The 3699-nt window shown below is 67.8% G+C and carries 5 protein-coding genes; 2 read left to right on the plus strand and 3 right to left on the minus strand.

The features are described 5' to 3' along the window. The 3 genes from ACR2FV_RS04880 to ACR2FV_RS04890 all read right to left on the minus strand — a co-directional run. A partial coding sequence (locus ACR2FV_RS04880) for an NAD(P)/FAD-dependent oxidoreductase (protein WP_434014578.1) occupies nt 1-1087 on the minus strand: 1087 nt, incomplete at its 3' end. Next, nucleotides 1084-1644, minus strand: coding sequence for a DsbA family protein (locus ACR2FV_RS04885; protein ID WP_434014579.1), 561 nt, complete (start codon nt 1642-1644; stop codon nt 1084-1086). The genes ACR2FV_RS04880 and ACR2FV_RS04885, both read right to left, overlap by 4 nt. Nucleotides 1645-1721: 77 nt before the next feature. After that, the gene (locus ACR2FV_RS04890) at nt 1722-2192 is read right to left on the minus strand and encodes a hypothetical protein (RefSeq protein WP_434014580.1); all 471 of its coding nucleotides are present in this window, start codon (nt 2190-2192) and stop codon (nt 1722-1724) included. 86 nt (nt 2193-2278) lie between these two features. Between ACR2FV_RS04890 and ACR2FV_RS04895 the strand changes: the two genes are divergently transcribed. Then, complete coding sequence (locus ACR2FV_RS04895) at nt 2279-2716, plus strand: ArsR/SmtB family transcription factor (protein ID WP_434014581.1); 438 nt, start codon at nt 2279-2281, stop codon at nt 2714-2716. Between the two features lie 276 nt (nt 2717-2992). After that, the coding region (locus tag ACR2FV_RS04900; protein WP_434014582.1) for a DUF427 domain-containing protein at nt 2993-3699 on the plus strand (707 nt) is incomplete at its 3' end.

Below are 3699 nucleotides of genomic sequence, written 5' to 3' on the forward strand. Positions count from 1 at the left end.
AGACGCTGACGGTCTCGAACCCGGCGGCCTCGGCTTCGGCCTCCCCCAGGCCGGTTCGGCCGACCTCTACGTCGCAGATCTTGGTCACCGCGGTGCCCAGCACGCCGGGGAAGGTGGCGTATCCGCCACCGAGGTTGATCCCCGCCGTGCGGCCTTCTTTGTTCGCATGGGTGCCCAGCGCGACCGCGACCGGCCGGCGCGAGACCCGGTGGAACTTCTCCACGCAGTCTCCCGCAGCCCATACTCCGGCCACGCGGGTCCGCAACCGCTGGTCGACCGCGATGGCGCCGGTGGGACCCAGCGGGATACCGGCGGCCGCAGCGAGTTCGCTGTTGGGGCGCACCCCCAGGCCGAGAATGACCAGATCGGCGGGAACGGTGCCCTGGTCGGTAACGACCGCACGTACGCGTCCGGCGTCGGTCTCGAAGCCGGTCACGGTCTCCTCCAGCCGTAGCGTCATCGTGAACCGCCGCATCGCCTCGACCAACATGCCACCCATGTCAGGGTCCAGGGTGTCCATCGGGGTGCGGCCTCGTTGGATGACGGTGACGGGGATCCCCCGCGCACACAGGGCTTCGGCCAGCTCCAGGCCGATGTAGCCGGCACCGACCACGACCGCGCTGCGGGGAGGTTCGACCTCCAGCGCCGCTCGAACCGCCAGCCCGTCGTCGAGGGTCTGCACCCCGAAGATGCCCGCGGCGTCGATGCCGGGCAGGGGCGGGCGGATCGGCACCGCACCGGTGGCAATCATCAGCTGGTCGAAGGCCTCCCAGGTCTCCTCGCCGGTGGCCAGGTCGCGGGCCAGCACTGCGCGCCGATCCAGGTCGATGGTCATGACCTCGTGGCGAACCCGGGCGTCGATCGCGTGGTCGTGGACGAACTGCTCCGGCGTGCGGGCGATCAAGGCATCCAGGTCCTCGACCACGTTGCCGATGAAATAGGGGATCCCGCACGCCGAGTAGGAGGTGTAGCTGCCGCGCTCGAACGCGACGATCTCCAGGTCATCGGGGCCGCGCAACCGCCGGGCCGCCGAGGCCGCGCTCATCCCCGCGGCATCCCCGCCGACCACGACCAACCGTTGTCTCATCTCACATCCTTGGGCTCGGGGACCACGCGGTGCCACTCGCGCAGGTCCGGCGCACCTAGGGCGAGTTGGCGCACCTGCTCCCACAGCGGCCAGGCCCGGTCAGCCGTCGGTACGTTGCCGAGCTTGACGAACACCGTGTGTTCCTCATCGAGCACGAGGGTCGGGGTACCGAAAACACCAAGCTGTTCGGCCGCTGCGTGCTGATCGCCCAGCGCGGCGAAGGCCCGGTCGTGGTCCCACCCATCCAACCCCGCAGCCTGGCCGAACCCGAGGATGTCCTCGGTCGAGAGCCGGCCGGGCTCCTCGTGCCAGGCGTCGAACATCCGTTCACGGTACTGACCGACGTGTCCGCCATCGGCACCGACGCCCAGGTGGACCGCGAGGGCGATCAGCGAGACATTGTCGGCCTGCTCGGCCTGCTCGAAGACCGGTTGCCCGCCCCCGTCACGGTTCTGCTCGAGCAGCGAGAATGGCCGCCACACCACCTGCACATCATCCAAGGCGTCGAGCCAGTGCCGGGCCCGGTTAGAGAACCCGCAGGTGTAGTCGAAGAACACCTCAACATCGATCATTGTTTTCCTCATCTCGCATCAGTCGGTCATTCGGTCCTGGCTTCCGTCCATTCCTGACGGGGTCAGCGAACGCGTCCTCGGTCGAGCAGCAGACCCAGGGTGGTGCCGTAGACCAGGTGCAGCAGGAGGGTTGCCGCCGCGATCTTGGCGGTGATGCCGGTGCCGAACAGACCCCAGCCCAGATAAGGCAACCAAGCCAGGCCCATCAACGCCCACAGCATTACGCCGTACCCGATGGCCCTGGCCACGGTGACCCGTCGCAGCGCCACCGCCAGGACCGCACCGGCGCTCGCTCCATAAGCCAAGTGCGCCAGGACCGCGAGACCCATCAGGGCGGGCTTGGGCACCGCGCCCAGGGTCTGGACGACCAGGGCTTGCGGGATGGGCTTGGGCATCGGGGCGATCCCGGTCGCGAACCCAGCGATCATCAGCACGCTCATCGCCAAGGTGGCCACCACCCCCCAGCCGGCACCGAGGACCGCCCGACGCGTGCGGGACTCAACGTGGGTCGGGTGTGCCTGGGTCTCCGTCATGAAGAACTCTCCTCTAGTATTCGGATAAGCGAATGATCAAAACCGTATTCGCTTATCCGAATGAATGCAACCAGGGGGCCCCGCCGATGCCGCTGACCACCAAGGACTCCGCCACAGCCGGCAACGCCGCTGCCACGGTGGCGCTGGACGGACTCGCCGCCGACGTACGGCTACTGGTACTGGCCAAGACGGCCTCCGCCCTCGCGGACCCGGTGCGGCTGCAGATCCTGGGACTGCTGCGCACCCACGAGGAGATGACCGTAGGCGAGCTGACCCAGGCGCTGCCGGTGAGCCAGCCGCGGGTCTCGGTGCACCTACGCTGCCTGACCGACTGCGGCTACACCGCGGTACGCCGTGAAGGCCGCCGCTCGATCTACCGCCTTCAGGGACCACACATCACCGGACTGCTGGACGCCATCGAGGCGCACGCGGCCAGCAGTCTCGAAGGACTGCTCTCCTGCCTGGCCTGCACACCCTCCGGTGAGCCCCTCACCCAGACGAACGCGGAGGCAGAATGCTGCTGACCGGGCTGGCTACCGGACCTCGCAGACCCGATGGAGCGGTGGCTGCTGGTCGCAGTGGTCGCGGCCGCTCTGCGCGGAATCGCGTTCCGGGCGCGCGCGACGAGCGCGGGTGCTCACGGGGCCACCCCGCGCCCGGGTATCGGTTAACCGCGCCTGGAACGACTCCGGGTGGCGCAGGAAACCACAGGAGGCAACGTGTGGATCTATGCGGAGGATTCTCATGCAGTCAACACGAGGTCTTGTCCAGTCCTCGACGCCGCAAGCAACAATGGAGACATGTCCCTGACCCTTGGCCGACACCGGCCGCTGTCCAGTAATGAACCGACCACCGTGAACTATCAGATTGACGGGCCACAGCACCGGCTGTTCTTCGACCCGTTCCCGCGCCGAATCCGGGCTTTCCTCGGCGACGAGCTGGTGCTGGACTCCGTGCGGGCGATGCTGCTGCACGAGAGCAATCTGATGGTGGTGCTCTATGTGCCGCGCAGCGATGTCCTCACGACGCTGACCCCGACCGACCACACGACGCACTGCCCGTTCAAGGGCGACGCCTCGTACTGGGACGTCGAGGCCGGTGGCAAGACGGCGTCGAACGCCGCCTGGGGCTACCTCGAACCGCAGCCCGAGGCGTCCTGGCTGGAGGGCTACGTCGCCTTCTACTGGGACGCGATGGATACCTGGTTCGATGAGGACGAGGAGACAGGTGCACACCCGCGCGATCCCTACACACGGATCGACGTACGTCGCACCTCACGGCCCGTCGAGGTCAGCGTGCGCGGCGAGGTGATCGCGCAGACCCGCAACGCGCTGGTGCTCTCCGAAGGGCACCTCCCGAACCGCTTCTACGTACCCCGGGCCGATGTTCCGGAGCGGCTGCTGGAGGACTCCGCGACCCACAGCTACTGCCCGTACAAAGGAAAGTCGTCCTACCTCCACGTTGCAGGAGTGCAAGACGGCGCGTGGTACTACCCAACCCCCTACGA

The sequence above is a fragment of the Ornithinimicrobium sp. genome, assembly GCF_051004135.1.
In the GTDB taxonomy this organism is placed as follows: Bacteria; Actinomycetota; Actinomycetes; order Actinomycetales; family Dermatophilaceae; genus Ornithinicoccus.